This window comes from Streptomyces ficellus, from assembly GCF_030406405.1.
GTDB classification, from domain to species: domain Bacteria; phylum Actinomycetota; class Actinomycetes; order Streptomycetales; family Streptomycetaceae; genus Streptomyces; species Streptomyces ficellus_B.
On record NZ_JAUEPL010000066.1, the window covers coordinates 1 to 16,583 of the forward strand.

The 16,583-nt window shown below is 70.5% G+C and carries 17 protein-coding genes; 8 read left to right on the top strand and 9 right to left on the bottom strand.

Features of this window, described 5'->3' with window-relative positions:
• A partial coding sequence (locus tag QWM81_RS28565; RefSeq protein ID WP_290115373.1) for a hypothetical protein occupies window positions 1–280 on the top strand: 280 nt, incomplete at its 5' end.
• 173 nt (window positions 281–453) lie between these two features.
• Here the strand turns inward: QWM81_RS28565 and QWM81_RS28570 are convergent.
• Window positions 454–1,095 (bottom strand): DNA-3-methyladenine glycosylase, encoded by a 642-nt coding sequence (locus tag QWM81_RS28570; RefSeq protein WP_290115374.1) that lies wholly within the window; start codon window positions 1,093–1,095, stop codon window positions 454–456.
• A gap of 91 nt (window positions 1,096–1,186) precedes the next feature.
• Here QWM81_RS28570 and QWM81_RS28575 point away from each other — a divergent pair, with 91 nt between their 5' ends.
• From QWM81_RS28575 to QWM81_RS28585, 3 genes are all read left to right on the top strand, one after another.
• Entirely contained in the window at window positions 1,187–1,969 is a 783-nt protein-coding gene (locus QWM81_RS28575) for a sporulation protein (RefSeq protein WP_290115375.1), read from the top strand.
• A 53-nt stretch (window positions 1,970–2,022) separates the two neighbouring features.
• Entirely contained in the window at window positions 2,023–2,562 is a 540-nt protein-coding gene (locus QWM81_RS28580) for a YbhB/YbcL family Raf kinase inhibitor-like protein (protein ID WP_290115376.1), read from the top strand.
• Between the two features lie 191 nt (window positions 2,563–2,753).
• Entirely contained in the window at window positions 2,754–3,263 is a 510-nt protein-coding gene (locus tag QWM81_RS28585) for an HNH endonuclease (protein WP_290115378.1), read from the top strand.
• Between the two features lie 78 nt (window positions 3,264–3,341).
• On the opposite strand, the gene QWM81_RS28590 is transcribed toward QWM81_RS28585, so the two are convergent.
• The 4 genes from QWM81_RS28590 to QWM81_RS28605 form a co-directional block, all read right to left on the bottom strand.
• Window positions 3,342–4,115 carry a sulfite exporter TauE/SafE family protein gene (locus tag QWM81_RS28590; RefSeq protein WP_290115380.1) on the bottom strand — a complete coding sequence of 258 codons (774 nt, stop codon included), beginning with the start codon at window positions 4,113–4,115 and terminating at the stop codon, window positions 3,342–3,344.
• A 152-nt stretch (window positions 4,116–4,267) separates the two neighbouring features.
• Window positions 4,268–5,218, bottom strand: coding sequence for an SPFH domain-containing protein (locus QWM81_RS28595; RefSeq protein WP_290115382.1), 951 nt, complete (start codon window positions 5,216–5,218; stop codon window positions 4,268–4,270).
• A 162-nt stretch (window positions 5,219–5,380) separates the two neighbouring features.
• A complete protein-coding gene (locus tag QWM81_RS28600) occupies window positions 5,381–5,809 on the bottom strand; it encodes an NfeD family protein (protein WP_290115383.1) in 429 nt (142 codons plus the stop codon).
• Window positions 5,810–5,864: 55 nt separating this feature from the next.
• Window positions 5,865–6,656 carry an ABC transporter ATP-binding protein gene (locus tag QWM81_RS28605; protein ID WP_290115384.1) on the bottom strand — a complete coding sequence of 264 codons (792 nt, stop codon included), beginning with the start codon at window positions 6,654–6,656 and terminating at the stop codon, window positions 5,865–5,867.
• Between the two features lie 236 nt (window positions 6,657–6,892).
• Here QWM81_RS28605 and QWM81_RS28610 point away from each other — a divergent pair, with 236 nt between their 5' ends.
• Entirely contained in the window at window positions 6,893–7,675 is a 783-nt protein-coding gene (locus QWM81_RS28610; RefSeq protein WP_290115385.1) for an Rv1486c family protein, read from the top strand.
• A gap of 370 nt (window positions 7,676–8,045) precedes the next feature.
• Here the strand turns inward: QWM81_RS28610 and chpE are convergent, their stop codons facing one another.
• The 3 genes from chpE to QWM81_RS28625 form a co-directional block, all read right to left on the bottom strand.
• A complete protein-coding gene (chpE, locus tag QWM81_RS28615) occupies window positions 8,046–8,291 on the bottom strand; it encodes a chaplin ChpE (protein ID WP_290115386.1) in 246 nt (81 codons plus the stop codon).
• Between the two features lie 206 nt (window positions 8,292–8,497).
• Window positions 8,498–9,160, bottom strand: coding sequence for a response regulator (locus QWM81_RS28620; RefSeq protein WP_290115387.1), 663 nt, complete (start codon window positions 9,158–9,160; stop codon window positions 8,498–8,500).
• Entirely contained in the window at window positions 9,153–10,307 is a 1,155-nt protein-coding gene (locus tag QWM81_RS28625; protein ID WP_290115388.1) for a GAF domain-containing sensor histidine kinase, read from the bottom strand. Before QWM81_RS28625 ends, QWM81_RS28620 begins: the two co-directional genes overlap by 8 nt.
• A gap of 277 nt (window positions 10,308–10,584) precedes the next feature.
• On the opposite strand from QWM81_RS28625, the gene QWM81_RS28630 reads away from it, so the two are divergent.
• From QWM81_RS28630 to QWM81_RS28640, 3 genes are all read left to right on the top strand, one after another.
• On the top strand, window positions 10,585–11,283 hold the full coding sequence (locus QWM81_RS28630; protein ID WP_290115389.1) for an SDR family NAD(P)-dependent oxidoreductase: 699 nt from the start codon (window positions 10,585–10,587) through the stop codon (window positions 11,281–11,283).
• Window positions 11,280–12,368 carry an S-adenosylmethionine:tRNA ribosyltransferase-isomerase gene (locus tag QWM81_RS28635; protein WP_290115392.1) on the top strand — a complete coding sequence of 363 codons (1,089 nt, stop codon included), beginning with the start codon at window positions 11,280–11,282 and terminating at the stop codon, window positions 12,366–12,368. Before QWM81_RS28630 ends, QWM81_RS28635 begins: the two co-directional genes overlap by 4 nt.
• A gap of 302 nt (window positions 12,369–12,670) precedes the next feature.
• Complete coding sequence (locus QWM81_RS28640) at window positions 12,671–13,399, top strand: transglycosylase SLT domain-containing protein (RefSeq protein WP_290115395.1); 729 nt, start codon at window positions 12,671–12,673, stop codon at window positions 13,397–13,399.
• A gap of 85 nt (window positions 13,400–13,484) precedes the next feature.
• Here the strand turns inward: QWM81_RS28640 and QWM81_RS28645 are convergent, their stop codons facing one another.
• On the bottom strand, window positions 13,485–16,106 hold the full coding sequence (locus QWM81_RS28645) for an ABC transporter ATP-binding protein/permease (protein WP_290115397.1): 2,622 nt from the start codon (window positions 16,104–16,106) through the stop codon (window positions 13,485–13,487).
• Between the last annotated feature and the right edge of the window lie 477 nt (window positions 16,107–16,583).

The following is a 16,583-nucleotide window of genomic DNA, read 5'->3' on the forward strand; positions in this document are numbered from 1 at the left end:
ATCCTCGCTGTGTTTTCTTCAAAGGAACCTCGACCATCCGAAGATGGACGGGGTATCAACATATCTGGCGTTGATTTTTGGCACGCTGTTGAGTTCTCAAGGAACGGACGCTTCCTTTGTACTCACCACAGAGACACACTCTGCGGCTTTCCTCCGGGCGCTTCCCTTCGGTATTTCGCGTTTCCAACCCTACCAGATCCGTTTTCCGTTCCGTTTCCGGTCGGATTTTGTTTCCGGTGGCCGTTGGAGGGCCTTTGCCTTTCGGCTTCCGCTACTTTAGACCATTTCCTCGACGGCTCATAATCGAGCCTCTGGGGATAAATTCCGGCATGCCGGAACTCGAACCCCATCGGGGAGATCGATCGTTGGTAGTGGATGTCTGCGCCAGGGGTGCTTGAACAGCAGGCCTGGCTCTCGCAGCTCGGTAGACATTAGGCGCTTCGGTGGCCCAAGTCAAGCCCCCCTCTTGCGCGGAGCGTGGGCCCGGTAGGGGCTCACGGTGGGGTCGCCGTCGATCCAGAAGCGCCAGGGGTGGGTGGCGCCGTCGCCTCCCACTCCGGTGCGGGGGCCACTGCGTACGTGGTCGGCGGAGACGGGAGAACCGGTCAGTACGGAGAGAGGGGAGCCGGGGCCGGCGCAGGCATCGGTGCCGTCAAGGGTGCGGTCGACGTCCAGGGCGGTGGCCAGGCGGGCGGGGCCCTTGGCCAGTTCCTTGTCGTATCGGGCCGAGAGCCGACGTTTGCGGGCGAGCTCCTGGCCGACTCGGACCTCGCCGGCGCGCAGCAGCACACCACTGGCGAAGCCCTCGGGGCCGCACACCAGGTTCAGGCAGTGCCACATCCCGTAGGTGAAGTAGACGTATGCGTGACCGGGCGGTCCGAACATCACGGCGTTGCGGGCGGTGCGGCCCCGGTAGGCGTGGGAGCCTGGGTCGGCCTCGCCCGCGTAGGCCTCCACTTCGGTGAGGCGGAGCTCGATGGGGCCATCGTCCGTCATGCGTACGAGGATGCGGCCGAGCAGGTCCGGGGCGACCTCGAGTACGGGGCGGTCGAAAAAGGCGCGCGGCAGCGGCGTACGGTCGGGGCTCTCGATCATGTCGTACGAGCGTACTGGGGAACCGGCTACGGTCGTCGCGCGTAGGCGTGTATGCGCCTATGTAGGGGTCAGGACCCGAGAAGGAGTGGACATGGGGTTCAAGAAGCTGCTCGCGAGTCTGGGTGCGGGTGGGGCGTCCGTGGAGACGGTGCTCACCGAGGCGAATGTGGTGCCCGGTGGGGTCGTCCAGGGTGAGGTGCGGATCCAGGGCGGCTCGGTGGATCAGCAGATCGAGGGACTGTCGGTCGGGCTGCAGGCGCGCGTCGAGGTCGAGGGTGGCGACCAGGAGGTCAAGCAGGACATCGAGTTCACCAAGGTGCGGCTCGGTGGGGCCTTCGAGGTGAAGGCCGGGGCGGTGCACGTGGTGCCGTTCGGCCTGGAGATCCCGTGGGAGACGCCGGTCACCACCATCGCCGGGCAGCGGCTGCCCGGCATGGACATCGGGGTGAGGACGGAGCTGGAGATCGCGCGGGCGGTGGACTCGGGCGACCTGGACCCGATCAATGTGCACCCGCTGCCGGCTCAGCAGGCGATCCTGGACGCCTTCATCCAGCTCGGCTTCCGCTTCAAGAGCGCGGACATGGAGCGCGGGCACATCCGGGGGACGCGGCAGAAGCTGCCCTTCTACCAGGAGATCGAGTTCCTGCCGCCGCAGCAGTACCGGGGGCTGAACCAGGTGGAGCTGACGTTCGTCGCGGACGAGCGCGAGATGGACGTCGTCCTGGAGATGGACAAGAAGCCGGGGCTGTTCAGTGAGAGCAGCGACTCCTACCGGGCCTTCACGGTGGGGCTGAACGACTTCCAGAACACCGACTGGGCGGCGTACCTCAACCAGTGGCTCGCCGATGTCGGTGGTCGTCGCAACTGGCTGTGATTTCGGGGAACGCGGGGGGCATCAGGTTGGACGGACGAATCGGAGGTACGGACGTGGCCGAGGGGAAGAGGGCGCCGCTCCCTCATGAGTTCCTTCCGCAGGTGCCGTCGTTCACGGTGGTGAGCGACGACCTGGAGCAGGGAGCTGTGCTGCCGGACGCGCAGGTCTACGCGGCGGGGAACACCTCGCCGCATTTGCGGTGGGAGGGCTTCCCGGCGGAGACGAAGAGTTTCGCCGTGACGTGTTTCGACCCGGACGCGCCGACCGGCAGCGGGTTCTGGCACTGGGTCCTGTTCGACATCCCGGCGACGGTCACGGAGCTGCCGGCGGGTGCGGGGAGCGGGAAGTTCGAAGGGCTGCCCGAGGGGGCGGTCCACGCCCGTAACGACTACGGGTCGAAGGATTTCGGTGGTGCGGCGCCGCCGCCCGGGGATCCGGCGCACCGGTATGTGTTCACCGTGTACGCGGTGGACCAGGAGAAGCTGGGGCCGGACTCGGACGCTTCGCCCGCCGTGGTGGGGTTCAACCTCCGCTTCCACACGCTGGCGCGTGCGCAGCTGATCGGTGAGTACGCGGCTCCCGCGGAGAGCTGATCATTCGCTTGTTGTTTGCCCGCTCCTGGTCTTGGAGAGATCAGGAGCGGGCATCTTTTGTTGCTGGGGGTCCCGGGGGCTGGCCCCGGTGAGCACGATATTGCGTTGTCCAACCCGGCTCGCCCGGCCAGAGTTGAGCCACGCCCCAGGCCCGCCGACGGGGCTGGGCCGGCACACGGGAGGTGGGCAGGATGCGGGACACGCTGGTACTCAACGCGAGCTTCGAGCCGCTGTCGACGGTGACTCTCAACCGCGCGGTGGTGCTGGTGTTGCAGGACAAGGCCGTTGTCGAGCAGGAGCACCCCCGGCTGCGGATGCGGGCGGCCGCCGTGGATCTTCCCGTACCGCGGGTGATCAGGCTGTGCAGGTACGTCAGGGTGCCGTTCCGAAGACAGGCCCCATGGTCGAGGCGGGGGGTGCTGATACGGGACCAGCACAGGTGCGCGTACTGCGGAAGGCGCGCGACGACCGTGGACCACGTGGTGCCGCGGGCGCAGGGTGGTGGGGACAACTGGCTGAATACGGTGGCGTCCTGCGCCGAGGACAATCACCGCAAAGCGGACCGTACGCCGGAGCAGGCGGGGATGCCGCTGCTGCACCAGCCGTTCGTGCCGTCGCCGGCGGAGGCGATGCTGCTGGCGATGCGGACCGGTGAGCGGTCGGAGCTGCCGGAGTGGCTCGGGCAGTCGACGGCGGCGTAACCGTCACCGTGGTCTTTGGTGCGGGTGGCCCGTCTCAGGCAGAGGCGGGCTTCGGTCGCGTCGGCCCCTCGTCAAGGGTCAGTGCCGGGTGACGAGTTGGACGATGGCGAGGGTGCCGACGACGATGATCACTCCTCGCAGTACCGCGGGCGGGAGGCGGCGGCCGACCTTGGCTCCGATCTGGCCGCCGATCGTGGAGCCGATGGCGATCAGGAGCACCGCCGTCCAGTCGAAGTGGGCGGCGAAGAGGAAGAAGAGAGCGGCGACGGTGTTGACGACGGCCGCCAGGATGTTCTTCGCCGCGTTGAGGCGCTGCAGGGTGTCGTGGAGCAGCATGCCCATGAGGGAGAGGTAGATGATCCCTTGGGCGGCGGTGAAGTAGCCACCGTAGACGCTGGCGAGGAGGAGGCCGGCGAAGAGGAGCGGGCCGCCGGCGGGGTCGCCGTCCTCGGTGCCCTCGCGTTCGCGGCGGCGCTGGACGGCTTTGGAGATGCGGGGCTGCAGGATGACCAGGACGAGGGCGAGGCCGACGAGGACCGGGACGATGGTCTCGAACGCGGTGGGCGGCAGGAGCAGCAGCAGTATGGCGCCGCCCAGTCCGCCGATGGCGGCGGCGACGCAGAGGCGGACGATCCGGCGGCGCTGGCCGGTGAGCTCGGCGCGGTAGCCGATGGCGCCGCTGATGGAGCCGGGGATGAGGCCGAGCGCGTTGGAGACGGTGGCGGTGACCGGCGGGAGGCCGGTGGCGAGCAGGACCGGGAACGTGATCAGTGTTCCCGATCCCACGATGGTGTTGATCGTGCCGGCGCCGATGCCCGCGGCGAAGACGGCCAGCATCTCCCAGATCGTCACGCTGTGCCCCTCGTACAGAATCAGTGCCAGTCCGTGCCAGTCCGTGCCAGCCCGTGCCAGTCAGTGCCAGCCCGTGCTGGCGAGCTTGCGGCACTTGTGGCGCTTGCGGCATCGGTGCTTGATGCACTGATCATGCACGAAGTGCGGGTGGCTCAGTCGACCGGGGGTTCTTCGCGGCGTTGGGCGGGGCGGTCCTTGCCGGCGCCGCCGGTGTTGAAGCCGGGGACGCCGCCGCCGAGGTTGCCGAAGGCGCCGGACAGGCCCTTGAGGGCGTCGCCGATCTCGCTGGGGACGATCCAGAGCTTGTTGGCGTCGCCCTCGGCGATCTTCGGAAGCATCTGGAGGTACTGGTAGGAGAGCAGCTTCTGGTCGGGGTCGCCGGCGTGGATGGACTCGAAGACCGTACGGATGGCCTGGGCCTCGCCCTCGGCGCGCAGCGCGGCGGCTTTGGCCTCACCTTCGGCGCGGAGGATCGCGGACTGCTTCTCGCCCTCGGCGGTCAGGATCTGCGACTGGCGGATACCTTCGGCGGTGAGGATCGCGGCGCGCTTGTCGCGGTCGGCGCGCATCTGCTTCTCCATCGAGTCCTGGATGGAGGTCGGCGGCTCGATCGCCTTGAGCTCGACACGGTTGACGCGGATGCCCCACTTGCCGGTGGCCTCGTCGAGGACGCCGCGCAGGGCAGCGTTGATCTCCTCGCGGGAGGTGAGGGTCCGCTCCAGGTCCATGCCGCCGATGATGTTGCGGAGGGTGGTGACGGTGAGCTGCTCGATCGCCTGGATGTAGCTGGCGACCTCGTAGGTCGCGGCGCGGGCGTCGGTCACCTGGTAGTAGATGACGGTGTCGATGTTCACGACCAGGTTGTCCTGGGTGATCACCGGCTGGGGCGGGAAGGGGACGACCTGTTCACGCAGGTCGATCCGGTTGCGGATCGAGTCGATGAACGGGACGACGATGTTCAGGCCCGCGTTGAGGGTGCGGGTGTAGCGGCCGAAGCGCTCGACGATGGCGGCGCTGGCCTGCGGGATGACCTGGATCGTCTTGATCAGGGCGATGAAGACGAGCACCACCAGGATGACCAGGACGATGATGACTGATGGCATCGTGTGTTCCCCGTGCCCTTCGCTGCCGGTTGTCGGCCGGTTCGTTGCCGGTTGGTTCGATGATCGAGTTTCGCAGACGGCGGGCTGTCGTGTGTGCCGTTCGGCGGGGTTGGCCGGGTTCCGTCCGTCACCGGCTCGTACGTTATATGACGCACCGTCAGGTCACATGACCACGGCGGTGGCGCCGTCGATCTCGACCACGTCGACCTGCTGGCCGGGTTCGAAGGACTGGTCCGCGTCCAGGGCGCGGGCGGACCAGACTTCGCCGGCCAGCTTGATGCGGCCGCCGGTGCCGTCGACCCGTTCGAGGACGACGGCTTGACGGCCCCTCAGCGCGTCGATGTTCGTGGCCAGTTGTGGCCGCCCGTCGCGGTGGCGCGCCGCGATCGGCCGCACCACCGCGATGAGCGCGACGGAGACCGCCGCGAAAACCACCACTTGGGTCACGACGCCGAAGCCGAGGCCGGCGGCCACGGCCCCGGCGATCGCCCCGACGGACAGCATTCCGAATTCCGGCATCGCGGTCAGTACGAGCGGGATGCCGAGTCCCACCGCGCCGATCAGCCACCAGACCCATGCGTCGATGTCCACATGGTCATGGTAGGACCCGGGGTCCCGTCGCGGACAGGGCGCGGTCAGGGCGCGGTCAGGAGAGGGGCAGGCCCTGCGCGGTGTAGCGGTCGCCGACGTGCTCGACGACGAGCGGGAGGCCGAAGCAGTGGGAGAGGTTGCGGGAGGTCAGCTCCATCTCCATGGGGCCTGCGGCCAGCACCTTGCCCTGACGGATCATCAGGACGTGGGTGAAGCCCGGCGGGATCTCCTCGACGTGGTGCGTGACCATGATCATGGACGGGGCGTAGGCGTCGCGGGCCAGGCGGCCGAGGCGGCGGACCAGGTCCTCACGGCCGCCGAGGTCAAGGCCGGCGGCCGGCTCGTCGAGGAGCAGCAGCTCGGGGTCGGTCATCATCGCGCGGGCGATCAGGGTGCGCTTGCGCTCGCCCTCGGAGAGGGTGCCGAACTTGCGGTCCAGGAAGTCCGTCATGCCGAGGCGGTCGAGGAAGGCGCGGGCGCGCTCCTCGTCGACGGCGTCGTAGCTCTCGTGCCAGGTGGCGGTCATGCCGTACGCGGCGGTGAGGACGGTCTGCAGGACGGTCTGGCGCTTGGGCAGCTTGTCGGCCATGGCGATGCCGGCCATGCCGATGCGGGGCCGCAGCTCGAAGACGTCGACCGTGCCGAGCTGGTCGCCGAGGACGCGGGCGGTGCCGCTGGTGGGGAAGAGGTAGCTGGACGCGACGTTGAGGAGGGTGGTCTTGCCGGCGCCGTTGGGCCCGAGGATGACCCAGCGCTCGCCCTCCTTGACCGACCAGGAGACGTCGTCCACCAGAGCGCGTCCGTCGCGGACCACGGATACGTCCACCAGCTCCAGTACATCGCTCATGAGCGTTGTGTCTCCCCTTGCGGTCGAGTCTCGTCGTCGCTCGCACCTCTGCGGGCGCGGCTCCCAGGGAAAACCTACGCCACTGGTGCGACGCGCCGGTCCTTAGGGCCCGTCCTATCCGGTTCTGGGCGGAGGTGGGGTGGTGGCCGGGACGGTACCTGGCCAGTCCCCGCGCCGGCCGGACCAGGCCTCGCCAGGCAGCCGGGACTTCGCGGACACGACCTTAGGGTGGGGGCATGCTTTCGGAACCACGTTCAGGACGGTTGGCCGCATGGGGGAACGCCTTGCTGGCCGGGTTGGTGTCGCCGGATGAGGCCGTGCTCGCGATCGTCGGGGACGACGCCGTGCACCGGGTCGAGGGGCTGCCGGACGAAGCGGGGCCGGTGGGGCTGACGCTGGCGCTGGGGCGGCTGCGGGCGCTGGGGGTCGCGGGGTGGCGGGTGGCGCTGCCGGCGCCGGGGCATCCGCTGGGGCTGAGCGGACCGGCGGAGTTCAACGCGCGGGCGCTGGAGGCGGAGGAGGCGGTCGTCGGGTACGGGGCGGGTTTCGGACTCGTACCGGAGGTGTACGAGGCGGGGCCGGCCGGGGACGTGCACGTGGAGGTGGTCTGGCACTGCCTGCCGGTGCGGGAAGCCCCGCCGGCGGACGTGCCGTCGCTGGGCGAGGCGGAGCGGGAGCTCGCGGAGGCTCTGCGGGAGGCGACCGTGGTGCTGACGCGGCTGGACGTGGCGGCGTCGGGGCCGGTGGCGGAGGCGGCGCTGGAGGCCTACCGGGCTCGGGCGGAGGCGGGGCGTGAGGTGCTGGCGCCGGGGTATCCGGCGCGGGCGTTCCGGGTGCTGGAGCTGGCGCAGCGGGTGGGCCTGCTGATCTCGCTGGCGTACGACAACGGGCACGGCGGGGCAGTGAGCGCCTCGGAGATGGCGGCGCGGGTGGAGGCGCTGCGGCCGGTGGAGCGGGTGGCACGCCGGGCGCAGGTGGCGGCCTTCAACGCGTGGGTGGAGGAACGGGAGCGGGGGTGACGGTGGCTTTTCGCCGCGCTCGGGGCGTTGCTTGATCGGGCGGGGGTAGGGGCGGTTGACGGGGCGCCGGGCCTGGCGTCTACGGGCGCCGGGCGTTTACGGGCGTCGGGCCGGGCGTCTACGGGCCTCGGGCCGGGCGTCTACGGGCGCCGGGCCGGGCTTTACGGGCGCTTGGTTGATCGGCGGCTGATGGGCGCCGGGCGGACGGTGGTTGCGCTCGATCGGCGGCTGATGCCGGGTTGGTTGAAGGGCAGTTGATGGGCGCCGCGGGGAACCCGGAGTGGGGGCCGTCCGGCCCGGTGGGGCGGCGCGTGGACAAGGGGGCGGCCCCCAGCCGGGGGCTGGGGGCCGGGGCCTGGCGTCGCGGCGGTCAGTGGTTGACGGCCGTGTTCCCGAAGGCCGGGTTCAGCACGCCGATGACGTTGACGCTGTTGCCGCTGACGTTCACCGGGACGTGGACCGGGGCCTGAACCAGGTTGCCGGAGCCGACGCCCGGCGAGTTGACCGCCTTGCCGTGCGCGTGGGCGCCATCCGTGGCGGACGCGGCACCGGCGGCGGCGGCGACCAGCCCACCGGCGACCATGGTCACAGCAGCGGCCTTCTTCAGGTTCTTCACTTCAGGATCCTCCGTTGGCTATCGCTGCGGCGATCACCGCAGCACGCCATGGAGAACGGCCACCGGGCGATGTCGTTACGCCGAGCGGGTGACATACACACGACGGTATGAATCTCAGATCGGTGGTGGGCTCGGGGTTGACTCAGCGCTGAGACAGGGCGTTGAGACAGGGCGGTGAGACACCGGCGTTGAGGCGCGGCGTTGAATCAGCCGGTCAGGCCGTGGCGTACGGCCCACAGCGCCGCCTGCGTCCGGTCGGCGAGGTCCAGCTTCATCAGGATGTTGGAGACGTGCGTCTTGACGGTCTTCTCGGAGAGGACGAGCGCGCGGGCGATCTCGCGGTTGGAGCGGCCATCGGCGATCAGGCCGAGGACTTCCCGCTCCCGTTCGGTGAGGGTGCTGCCCCGGCCCGTGCCGCCATTGCCCTCGTCCTGGGAGAGGAGCGCCCCGGCCACCTCCGGCTGGAGCAGGACATGGCCGGCGTGTACGGAGCGGATGGCGCCGGCCAGCGCGTCGGGGTCGACGTCCTTGTATACGTAACCCGACGCGCCCGCCCGCAGCGCGGGGATCACCGTGCGCTGCTCGGTGAAGCTGGTGACGATGAGGACCTTGGCCGGGTTGGTCAGCTCGCGGAGCTTGCGCAGGGCCTCGATGCCGTCCATGCCGGGCATCTTGACGTCCATGAGGACGACGTCGGGGCGCAGCTCCTCGGCACGGGCCACGCCCTCGGCGCCGTCGCCCGCCTCCCCCACGACCTCGATGTCGTCCTGGACCTCCAGGAACGTGCGCAGCCCGCGGCGGACCACCTGGTGGTCGTCGACCAGCAGGACGCGGATGCCCGGTTTCGTCCGGGGCACGGTGTCAGCCACCGGGGACCTCCATCTCGATCGTGGTGCCCTTGCCGGGCGCGGACTGGACCGTGAGCCTTCCGCCGACGCCGCTCGACCGGTCCCGCATGGAGACGAGCCCGAGGTGGCGGCCGGCGCGGCGGACGGAGCGGGGTTCGAATCCCCTGCCGTTGTCGGTGACGCTGAGCAGGGCGCCCTGGCCCCGCCGGACCAGCGCGACTGCGACGTGGTCCGCCCCCGAGTGGCGCAGCGCGTTGTGCAGGGCCTCCTGGGCGACCCGGAGCATGGCCTCCTCCTGGGCGGCGGGCAGAGCCCGTATGCCGGAGCTGTCGAAGGTGACGCGGGCGGCATGGGCCCGGTCCAGGACCTGGATCTGCGTACGGAGGGTGTGGACGAGGCCGTCCTCGTCCAGGGCGGCGGGGCGCAGCTCGACCACAGCGGCGCGCAGTTCGTCCGCGGCCTCGGCGGCGAGCGCGGCGACCTGCTGGAGCTCCCCCTTGGCGCGGGCCGGGTCCCGGTCGACGAGGGCGGCGGCCGCCTGGGCGGTGAGCCGCAGGGAGAACAGTTTCTGGCTGACGGCGTCGTGCAGCTCGTGGGCGAGCCGTGAGCGCTCCTCGGCGATGGTGAGCTCGCGGCTGCGCTCGTACAGCCGGGCGTTGGTGAGGGCTATCGCCGCGTGCTGGGCCAGGATGCCGAGCAGTTCCTCGTCGTCCTCGGTGAAGCCGCAGCCTGCCCCGGCTCCCGCCTTGGGACAGCGCTTGTTGGCGAGGAACAGCGCGCCGATGGTCTCGTCGCCGTCCCGGATGGGCAGGCCCAGGAAGTCCGACATGTCGGGGTGGGCGGAGGGCCAGCCCTCGAAGCGGGGGTCCTTGCGGACGTCCGCGAGGCGCTGGGGCTTCGCCTCGTGGAGCATGGCCGCGAGGATGCCGTGCTGGCGCGGCAGCGGACCGATCGCCTTCCACTGTTCCTCACTGACGCCGTCCACGACGAACTGGGCGAAGCCGCCGTGGTCGTCGGGGACGCCCAGTGCCGCGTACTCGGCGTCGAGCAGCTCGCGGGCGGAGGCCACGATCGTCTTGAGGACGTCGCGCACCTCCAGGTGCCTGCTCATCGCCAGCAGGGCGGTGCTGACGGCGGCGAGGCCGGAGCGGGGCGGTCGATCGGTCATGTGTTCACGTTACCGGTGGGGTGTGACAGTCCGTATCGGACCGGGGACGGCGGCGGGTTAGGGCGGAAGGCCTAGGTCGAAGTCCCCCATGGGTCGGGGCTCGCGGACGAGGCGGCCGGTGGGGGCCGGGTTCCAGGCTGAGGGCATCGGGACCGGTATCGGTCCACCGGCTCGCCGGACCGGGATCGGTCCAGCGGTCCGCCGGACCGGCAATCGGTCCGCCGGTCCACCGGTCCACCGGTTCGTCGGTTTCCACGGTTCTCAGGGGATGGGTTTCATGGCTGTCGCGATCATCACGGGTGCTTCGAAGGGGCTGGGACGCGCACTGGCCGCAGCGCTCGCCCGCCGGGGCTGGGATCTGGTGCTGGACGCGAGGACCGCGTCCGTACTGGAGGAGAGCGCCCGCGCCGCACGGGCGCACGGGACGCGGGTGGTGGCGCTGTCCGGGGACGTCACGGACGCCGCGCACCGGGCGGCGCTGGTGGCCGCGGCGCGGCAGATGGGCGGGCTCGACCTGCTGGTGAGCAATGCCAGCGCGCTGGGCGCCGAGCCGTTGGTGCCGCTGGAGGCGCAGTCGCTGGACGGGCTGCGGGCGGCGCTGGAGACCAACGTCGTGGCCGCGCTCGGCCTCGTACAGGAAGCGATCGCGCTGTTGCGGGCGAGTGCGGCGGGGGCGGTGATCGCGGTCAGTTCGGACGCGGCTGTCGAGGCGTACGAGACGTGGGGCGGCTACGGGGCGTCCAAGGCGGCGCTGGATCAGCTGGCGGCGGTGCTGGCCGTCGAGGAGCCGGGGCTGCGGGTGTGGGCGGTGGATCCGGGCGATATGCGCACCGATCTGTACGCGGCGGCCGTGCCCCTCGACGACGCGGACCGGCCGAGTCCCGAGTCGGTGGTGCCGGGCTTCCTGCGGCTGCTGGACGAGCGGCCGGTGAGTGGGCGGTACACGGCACCCTCCCTGCTGGGGGTGGAGGCGTGAGCGTGCTCGACGCGCTGCGGGTGCCGGCGGAGCTGTCGGCGCGGGTGCCGGCCGAGCAGCGGGGCGCGGGGCGGGACGACGTACGGCTGATGGTGTCGCGGGGTACCGAGGTGTCGCACCACGCGTTCCGGGAGCTGCCGGGGCTGTTGCGGGCCGGGGACGTGCTGGTGGTGAATACGTCGGCCACGCTGGCGGCCGCCGTCACCGGGCGGCTGGGCGGGGACACGGTCGTCGTGCACTTCTCGACGCGGGGCGACGACGGGCGGTGGGCGGTGGAGCTGCGCGATCCGGACGGGCGGGGCAGTACCCGGCCGCGGGCCGGCGGACCGGCGGGCGGGGTGGTGCGGTTGCCCGGCGGGGCGCACCTGGTGCTGGACGAGCCGTTGAGCCGGGGGGCGGCACGGCTGTGGTGGGCTTCGGTGTCGGTGGGTGTGCCGGGGCTGCTGGCCGGGTACGGGCGTCCCATCCGGTACGGGTACACGGAACGCGACCAGCCGCTGTCGGCGTACCAGACCGTCTTCGCGACGCCCGCCCCCGACGGCGCGGGCTCCGCGGAGATGCCGAGCGCGGCGCGGCCCTTCACGGCCGGGCTGGTGGCGGAGCTGGTGAGCCGGGGCGTGCGGTTCGCGCCGGTGACGCTGCACACGGGGGTGGCCTCGGCGGAGGCGCACGAGCCGCCCTACCCGGAGCGCTTCGAGGTGCCGGCGTCCACGGCGTGGCTGGTGAACGCGGCGAGGGGGCTCGGCGGGACGCGGGGCACGCCCGCCGGTGCGGGGCGCGGCCGGGTCGTGGCGGTGGGGACGACGGCGGTGCGGGCGCTGGAGTCGGCGGTGGGCGGCGACGGTGCCGTACGGGCGGCTTCGGGGTGGACCGACCTGGTGATCACGCCGCGGCGCGGGGTGCGCGCCGTGGACGGTCTGCTGACCGGGCTGCACGAGCCCGAGGCGTCGCATCTGCTGATGCTGGAGGCGCTCGCCGGGCGGGAGGCGCTGGGCCGTGCGTACACCGAGGCGCTGAGGCGGCTCTACCTCTGGCACGAGTTCGGCGACGCCCACCTCATACTCCCGGATGAGGCCCCTCACTGAGCGCATTACTTATGCAACAGATCGTGAGACCGATACGTGCCCGATGTGAGCCCGCGCATAGGACGTAGGTCACTTACGAAGATGGCTAGTGGCGTCATAAGCCTCTATATCAGTGCTGGTCCAGCGGGTGTCATCAGGGTCCGGAGGGTCTCTCCGGCACCCGCTGATCCACTACCCGGCATCGTACGTCACACCTTTGCCACGGGATTTTGCTGCCGCTAAGAATTGGCAACCGTCGCCCGCCGAGCAGGCGAAGTGCCGCCCTGGCCGCGACGGCTCCCGATTCGAAGAGGTACGACTGCATGTCCGTGTTCAGCACCCGCCCCGGCTTCAGCCGTCTCAAGAAGAACCACAAGCTTTCCCTCGCCGGCATCGCCACGCTCAGCGCCGCCGCGCTCGCTTTCTCCGTCGTTCCCGGCAACGACGCCGCCGCTGAGACCGAGCCGCAGGCTGTCGCCGCCGCCGCCGCGGCCGCTCCGGTCGCGTTCGCCAACACGCAGAGCAAGCCGCTGCACCTCGGCATCACCGAGCAGCAGACCACCATCGAGCTGAAGGCCAAGGCCGACGCCGCGGCCGCCAAGGCGAAGGCCGAGGCTGCCGCCAAGGCCAAGGCTCAGGCCGCCGCGAAGGCGAAGGCCGAGGCCGCCGCCAAGAAGCGCGCCGCCGCCAAGGCCGCCGCCAGCCGCGCCGCCGCCCGCAAGCCGGTGTACGCGAACAACCTCGACGGCTGGATCCGCGAGGCGCTCGACATCATGAAGAAGCACAACATCCCGGGCTCCTACGAGGGCATCCACCGCAACATCATGCGGGAGTCCAGCGGTAACCCGAACGCGATCAACAACTGGGACATCAACGCCATCAACGGCGTCCCGTCGATCGGCCTGCTCCAGGTCATCAAGCCGACCTTCGACGCCTACCACGTCCCGGGCACCAAGAAGAGCCAGTGGGACCCGGTCGCCAACATCGTCGCCGCCTGCAACTACGCGGCCGACCGCTACGGCTCCATGGACAACGTCAACAGCGCCTACTGAGGCCTCTGAGCCGGTTCACACATGCCGAAGGGCGGCACCCCGTGCGGGGTGCCGCCCTCGCGGTCTTCGCGGGCGCTGTCGCTCGCTACTTGCGCATGACCTCGGGCTCGTGGCGGCGCAGCAGGCGCGCCACGATCACGCCGCAGATGGCGCCGAGCGCCAGGAGTGCGCCCATGTCGACCAGCCACTGGCCGACCTCGTGGTCCCACAGCGGGTCCGTCTCGGTGGGATCGTCCTGGTTGGGGAACAGGACGTTCAGCTGCGCGGTGGTGCCGGCGGCGGCAACGGCCCATCGGGACGGCATGAGGTAGGAGAACTCATTGAGGCCGACCTGACCGTTCAGGGTGAACAGGCAGCCGGTGAAGACGACCTGGATGATCGCGAACATCACCAGCAGGGGCATGGTCTTCTCGGCGGTCTTCACCAGCGAGGAGATGATCAGGCCGAACATCATCGAGGTGAAGCCGAGAGCCATGATCGGCAGGGTCAGTTCCAGCCGTACCAGGGAGGAGCCGAAGATCAGGCCCTCGTCCGGGACGTCGCGCAGACCGAAGCCGATGCCACCGATGATGGCCCCCTGCACGATGGTGATCAGACCGAGGACGATCACCTTCGACATCAGGTACGCCGAACGTGACAAGCCGGTGGCACGTTCCCGTTCGTAGATGACCCGTTCCTTGATCAGTTCACGTACGGAGTTGGCGGCCCCCGCGAAGCACGCGCCGATGGACATGATCAGCAGGATCATCGCCGCGCTGGTGTTGACCCCGCGTGGGCTGGGCCTGAGCCCGTAGTCGGAGCTGATCGCCGTGGAGAGCCCGCCGAGGACGGCCGGGAGGATCACCATGAGGGCCATGAAGCCCTTGTCGGAGGCGATGACGGACAGGTAGCGCCGGATCAGGGTCCACAGCTGGGCGCCCCAGCCCTGCGGCTTGGGCTGACGCATCGCCTGGGCGGGCGGCATCTGTACGGACTGGGCGGCGACGGCGTCGATGTCCGCGGCGTACAGCTGGTAGTGCTGCGAGCCCCTCCAGCGGCCCGCCCAGTCGTAGTCGCGGTAGTTCTCGAACGCGGAGAAGACGTCGGCCCAGGTTTCGTATCCGAAGAAGTTGAGCGCCTCCTCCGGCGGGCCGAAGTAGGCCACCGAACCGCCCGGCGCCATGACCAGCAGCTTGTCGCAGAGCGCCAGCTCGGCGACGGAGTGGGTGACGACGAGGACCGTACGGCCGTCGTCGGCCAGGCCGCGCAGCAGCTGCATGACGTCGCGGTCCATGCCCGGGTCGAGGCCGGAGGTCGGCTCGTCCAGGAAGATCAGCGACGGCTTCGTCAGCAGCTCCAGCGCGACGGAGACACGCTTGCGCTGGCCACCCGAGAGCGCGGTGATCTTCTTGGTCTTGTGGATGTCGAGCTTCAGCTCGCCCAGGACCTCATCGATCCGGGCCTCGCGCTCCTGCTCGGTGGTGTCGGCGGGGAAGCGGAGCTTGGCGGCGTACTTGAGCGCGGTGCGGACCGTCAGCTCCTTGTGCAGGATGTCGTCCTGCGGGACCAGGCCGATGCGCTGACGCAACTCGGCGAACTGCTTGTACAGGTTCCGGTTGTCGTAGAGGACATCGCCCTGGTTGGCCGGGCGGTAGCCGGTGAGCGCCTTGAGCAGGGTCGACTTGCCGGAGCCGGACGGGCCGATGACCGCGATGAGCGACTTCTCCGGGACGCCGAAGGAGACGTCCTTCAGGATCTGCTTGCCGCCGTCGACCGTGACGGTGAGATGGCGGGCGGAGAAGGAGACCTCACCGGTGTCGACGAACTCCTCAAGGCGGTCGCCGACGAGCCGGAACGTCGAGTGACCGACGCCGACGATGTCGTTGGGACCGATCAGCGCGGAGCCGGACTTGGCGAGCGGCTGGCCGTTGACGTACGTGCCGTTGTGCGAGCCGAGGTCACGGATCTCGAACCGGCCGTCGGGCGTGGCGTGGAACTCGGCGTGGTGGCGCGAGACCTGGAGGTCGGAGACGACCAGTTCGTTCTCGAGCGCACGGCCGATGCGCATGACGCGGCCGAGGGCCAGCTGGTGGAAGGTGGTGGGGCTGCGGTCGCCGTAGGCCGGGCCGGGGCCCGGCGCGACGCCCGCGCCGCCGCCATCCCCCTGGCCGGGGACCTTCTGCGCGTACTGCTGGGCGGAGGCGTGCTGCTGGTGCGGGACGTGGCCCTGCGGTGGCTGCTGGTGCGGGACTTGGGCCTGCGGTGGCTGCGGCTGTTGCCAGTTCGGGTGGGGCGCGGCGGCCGGGGCCTGCTGCTGCCATGCCTGCTGGGCGCCTTGGGCGTGGGCCTGCGGCTGCGGCTGCGGCTGCGGCTGCGGCTGGGGCTGCTGGGCCTGGGGGGCGGCGGCCTGCGCGCTGTACGCGCCCGCTCCCGTCGCGGCGCCGGTGAGGCTCACCCGGGGTCCGTCGGTCGCGTTGCCGAGGTGCACGGCGGAACCGGGACCGATCTCCATCTGGTGGATCCGCTGCCCCTGCACATACGTGCCGTTGGTGGAGCCGTGGTCCTCGATGACCCAACTGCGGCCGCCCCAGCTGATCGTGGCGTGCCGCCACGAGACCCTGGCATCGTCGATCACCAGGTCGCCCTGCGGATCCCGTCCGAGGGTGTACGACCTGGACGGATCGAGAGTCCAGGTTCTTCCGTTCAATTCCAGTACGAGTTCCGGCACTCCATGCCCCACTACTTGTCCCCCGAGTTCCCCCCGTCGCAGGGAGCCAGGGATGGCGAACATCGTGGGGAACTATTTCAGGCCCGGCGGCGAAATCGAAAGTCGGACGGTGTGAAGACCGCTCGCACGCGCTACGGCCGTTGCAGGGCCGTGCTGTTGGCTCCGGAGCAATACGCTCGGAAGACCGGGTGGAATGGGACGACTCGGCGTGAATCGCCAGCTCCGCGGGTCCCTTTTGTACGGGGGTGGGTACGGGGACGAGCGCGTGGGAAGGCCGGTGGCCGCGTGCCCTGGGTGCGGCGACGTGATTCTGGCCTCCGGGCGTGGCGGCGCGGTGACCCGCGGTCGGCGGGGGTAGCGCGTCCCCGGGTGGGCGCGGGGGCCGGGCGCTGGGGCCCGGGCGGGCGCGATGCAGCGGGTACGGAAGCCGGGCCGGGTGCGGAGGCCGGGCGGGCGGGGTGCGGGGGCCGGGCGGGG

Coding starts and splice junctions, on each gene's coding strand:
- QWM81_RS28570 (WP_290115374.1), bottom strand. CDS start 1,095: ATGATCGAGAGCCCCGACCGTACGCCGCTGCCGCGCGCCTTTTTCGAC.
- QWM81_RS28575 (WP_290115375.1), top strand. CDS start 1,187: ATGGGGTTCAAGAAGCTGCTCGCGAGTCTGGGTGCGGGTGGGGCGTCC.
- QWM81_RS28585 (WP_290115378.1), top strand. CDS start 2,754: ATGCGGGACACGCTGGTACTCAACGCGAGCTTCGAGCCGCTGTCGACG.
- QWM81_RS28595 (WP_290115382.1), bottom strand. CDS start 5,218: ATGCCATCAGTCATCATCGTCCTGGTCATCCTGGTGGTGCTCGTCTTC.
- QWM81_RS28605 (WP_290115384.1), bottom strand. CDS start 6,656: ATGAGCGATGTACTGGAGCTGGTGGACGTATCCGTGGTCCGCGACGGA.
- QWM81_RS28610 (WP_290115385.1), top strand. CDS start 6,893: ATGCTTTCGGAACCACGTTCAGGACGGTTGGCCGCATGGGGGAACGCC.
- QWM81_RS28625 (WP_290115388.1), bottom strand. CDS start 10,307: ATGACCGATCGACCGCCCCGCTCCGGCCTCGCCGCCGTCAGCACCGCC.
- QWM81_RS28630 (WP_290115389.1), top strand. CDS start 10,585: ATGGCTGTCGCGATCATCACGGGTGCTTCGAAGGGGCTGGGACGCGCA.
- QWM81_RS28640 (WP_290115395.1), top strand. CDS start 12,671: ATGTCCGTGTTCAGCACCCGCCCCGGCTTCAGCCGTCTCAAGAAGAAC.